This is a genomic window from Bacteroidota bacterium (genome assembly GCA_030706565.1).
GTDB lineage: Bacteria > Bacteroidota > Bacteroidia > Bacteroidales > JAUZOH01 > JAUZOH01.
Genome location: JAUZOH010000381.1, coordinates 1 through 3,573 on the forward strand (window position 1 = coordinate 1; position 3,573 = coordinate 3,573).

The 3,573-nt window shown below is 42.5% G+C and carries 2 protein-coding genes and 1 pseudogene; 1 reads left to right on the plus strand and 2 read right to left on the minus strand.

Features of this window, described 5'->3' with window-relative positions; all coding sequences use genetic code 11:
* Positions 1 to 286: 286 nt before the first annotated feature.
* A pseudogene (gene ltrA, locus Q8907_14400) lies at positions 287 to 1,402 on the minus strand (group II intron reverse transcriptase/maturase).
* Between the two features lie 325 nt (positions 1,403 to 1,727).
* Between ltrA and Q8907_14405 the strand changes: the two are divergent.
* Complete coding sequence (locus Q8907_14405; GenBank protein ID MDP4275463.1) at positions 1,728 to 1,877, plus strand: hypothetical protein; 150 nt, start codon at positions 1,728 to 1,730, stop codon at positions 1,875 to 1,877.
* A 440-nt stretch (positions 1,878 to 2,317) separates the two neighbouring features.
* Here Q8907_14405 and larE read toward each other — a convergent pair whose 3' ends face one another.
* Positions 2,318 to 3,118 carry an ATP-dependent sacrificial sulfur transferase LarE gene (gene larE, locus Q8907_14410; protein ID MDP4275464.1) on the minus strand — a complete coding sequence of 267 codons (801 nt, stop codon included), beginning with the start codon at positions 3,116 to 3,118 and terminating at the stop codon, positions 2,318 to 2,320.
* Positions 3,119 to 3,573: the final 455 nt, after the last annotated feature.

Consider the following 3,573-nt stretch of genomic DNA (forward strand, 5'->3'; position numbering starts at 1 on the left):
GCGTTCCCATTAATAAGCCGGTGACGTTTAATTTGGAAGAGGCCAAACATGCGGAGCAAGATAGTCTTTCCATCATCGAACTTGCCGAAGAACTGCCATTTTCGATTGCCAATGCTCATAAAAATTAGGGAAACGATTTTCCGGTATCCAAGGTTATTGTGTCTTCGTCGAGCCCAGTTCCAGATGTTCCTCCACAATATCCTGTCTAATAGATAGAAAGCTTTCTTCGAGCAGACGTGCCTGTGGTAATTAGCCCATCCAGTGATAACCGGGTTCAGGTTTCGGATTAAAACTGCAGCTGTGAACCCCTGTGTTTCAAAATAATATCCTTCAACTTTTCTTTCACCGATTTGATTGCCTCCTTTGTTGGACATATAAGAAGTTTACCTTTCGGGAACATTCTTATGTTCTGTCCAAGGAAGTTAAAGCCCTCGGAGATGTGGGTTATTTTGGTTTTCTCCAGCGATAATTGCAACCCTCTTTGTCCGAGGAATTCCTCGATCAGGGGTTTGACCTTGTTTTCCAGTATTTCCTTATAGGATGCGGTAACGATGAAATCGTCGGCATAACGGACAAGGTGGATTTTGTGCGGGTTGTTCTTACGGCAACCATCTGGCCTGATCTTAATATCGAAGACTTTATCGATGGCCGCTTCAAGCCCGTCAAGGGTCATGTTGGCCAGAGTGGGAGAGATGATCCCTCCCTGCGGGGTACCCTGAGTTGTAGGATAGAGTTGTTTGTTCTCAATAAATCCGGCTTTGAGCCATTGTTGCAGTACCTTTTTGTCCATCGGGATGTTTTGCACTAACCAATGATGGTTGATGTTGTTAAAACAGCCTTTGATGTCCCCTTCCAATATCCATGTTGCACTGTCTTTTCTTGAAAGGTGTATGTAACACCGTTCAATGGCATCGTGGCAGCTTCGTTTTTGGCGAAAACCGTACGAACCTTTGTCGGCCAGTGTTTCGGATATTGGTTCAAGGGCCAGAAGGTGTAAAGCCTGGAATGCCCGGTCTTTCATGGTTGGTATTCCCAACGGACGTTTCTTCCCGTTCTTTTTGAGAATGTAAAGGCGACGCAGGGGCAATGCTTTGTAGCCCTTCCTGACTAAAGATAAGGCTGCCCGGAATTTTTGAGTAGGGGTTTTCCAACACACCCTGTCCGTTCCCGGGGTGCGTTTTCCTGAATTTTCTGTAACCCGTTTTACAGCCAATAGCTTAGCCGCAAACGAGTGGGTAAGAATCTATTGTAAAGCCTTGGCTTTATTATGTTTTCCTTCCCTTGTTGCCTTTGCAATACGTAATTGTAATGACTTTACCGACCGTTTAACCTTCTTCCAGTCGATGGAGTTCCAATTCTTCAGCCTTGTTTCTGGTGCACAATCCTTATGATCGGACTTCATTTGCGGTTCCTGAATTAGAGTTTTACTACAATGTTCTTGCAAAAGAGAACCAGATGGAAGTGGGCATATCCCAATCGTTACAAAGGGGCATTTGCTTTCTCCATCCTCCCATACCTGCCCGGCATTGTGTGCGCTTTACGGCGAACCTACCTTCTGCAACGAAGGAGCAGGACAGGCTTACCACGTTCCGTCCAAATAACAGGATGGGTTAGGTGCTGCCTATATACTGGAAGAGCTGTATCCATGTGCTTGCAGATAACGTGCTTGTATCTTGTCTTCTTGCCATTTTGGCCAATGTGTGTCAACAACTTTCACATTTACGCGCATGACGGTACGTCAACGACAGTTTACCTCTATTCACCATACCACCCAAGCCAACACCTTCCGGAATGTTGTTACCCATCTGGGAATCTTTTCCAGGCAGCTTCACACTCCAACGTTGCCATTGACGCATGTGCCGGTAGGCTACTCATGATGGAACATGAGGTTAAATCATTCCTAAAATAAAAGAACGTTTAATAGTTATTTGGAAAGCCTCGTGTCGCACTTAATATTACGCCTAATGTCCTGTAACTTCAATATTACTGTTATTCCCTATTTTTTCCCTTAATTTAAAAATTATTCATGTTATACCAATCAAAATTAAAAAACTTATCAATAAGTTGTTAAATTTTAATGAATTAATTTGAAAATTAGAATAAGGCAGGCCAAAGGCCAATAAAACGGAACAGGTTACTATTCGGACGGATAAAATAGGCTGCTTTTAAAGTGGACAGCCGCAGGAAAACAGGATTGTTTGAGTTGGGTAGGGGTGCGAACCGAAACCCAATTACAATACACTGAGACCTCACTTTTTATCGTATATTAAAAAGTGAGGTAAAACCAGGATCCTTAAAAAGGTTGATCCCCTGTTAGTCAAATGACTTCATTCAGGCTGCCCATGCGGTAACCCTGCAGGTCAACGGCAATAAACTTGAAACCAAAGGCTTTTAGTTGGCGGGACAGTTCCGTGGCAAAAGGCTCGATAAAGAGTTTTTGCCTGTCTTCTGCTGCTACTTCAATGCGGGCCAGATTTCCGTGGCAGCGTACCCGGACGGTTTTAAAACCGGCATCAATCAGGTATTTTTCGGACTTTTCTATTTTTTCCAAATCTTCTTTGTTGATGTTGTTCCCGTAAGGTATCCTTGAATACAGGCAGGCATAAGCCGGTTTGTTCCAGGTGGGTAGGTTAAGTTCTTTGGAAAACTGCCGTATTTCGGCTTTGGTAATCTTATTTTCCAGCAGCGGACTGAGTACTTTCACCTCCCGGGTGGCTTTCATGCCGGGGCGGTAATCTTTTAAATCATCGAAATTACTGCCGTCGAGCACATAAGCAATGCCCATCTTTTCAGCCTCAGAACGGATACGCCCAAATTCAACCTTCTTGCACAGGTAACACCTGTTTACGGGATTATGTTTGATGTCTTCTTCAATTTCAGGTGAATTGACAATGATGTGTTTTACACCAACCAGGGCTGCAATTTTCTTGGTGTCTTCAAGTTCATAACGGGGCAGGGCAGGGGAATCTATCGTGATGGCGCATACATCATCGCCCAAAGCTTCTTTGGCTGCTGCAATCAAAAACGAACTGTCCACTCCTCCCGAAAAAGCAACGGCAACTTTTTCCAGTTTTTTAAGATAAGCAATTAAATTGCTGTATTTTGTGTTTTCTATCATTGCAATAATTTGAAAGCGTAAAATTAGAATAATATGTAATATCCGGGATAGTACTTTTTAATTTAAAATTTAATGAGCATAACAAGCAGGAAGGTGAATTGTTCAAAGAAGTTCTTACAGGAGGCGGATTATTTGTATATATCTTTTCTGTGACCAACGGGAACCACAGTAATAATTATTTTATCATCATCAATTTCCTACGAAAATAATTAATTTAAGTTTCTCAACTAAATATTTTCCTGAACGGAATAAAATTTAAAGTCAGTGATTTATTGTCCTTCATTTACCAAGGGGCTAAAACAGGCCGGTGATTAATTAAAAAGTTCCAGGACTTTCCTCCGCGAAGCGTTAAAAACAAAATCCTTATTGACTGCGTACTGTCTGAATGAAGCCGACGCCAGGAGGCGGAATGAGTTGACGCAGTCACAGTCTTTTTTGTAAACTTTTTGTGACGA

Bases quoted from the DNA above. Each gene is read 5' to 3' on its own strand.
- Q8907_14405 (MDP4275463.1), top strand. From the start codon at position 1,728: ATGACGGTACGTCAACGACAGTTTACCTCTATTCACCATACCACCCAA.
- larE (MDP4275464.1), bottom strand. From the start codon at position 3,118: ATGATAGAAAACACAAAATACAGCAATTTAATTGCTTATCTTAAAAAA.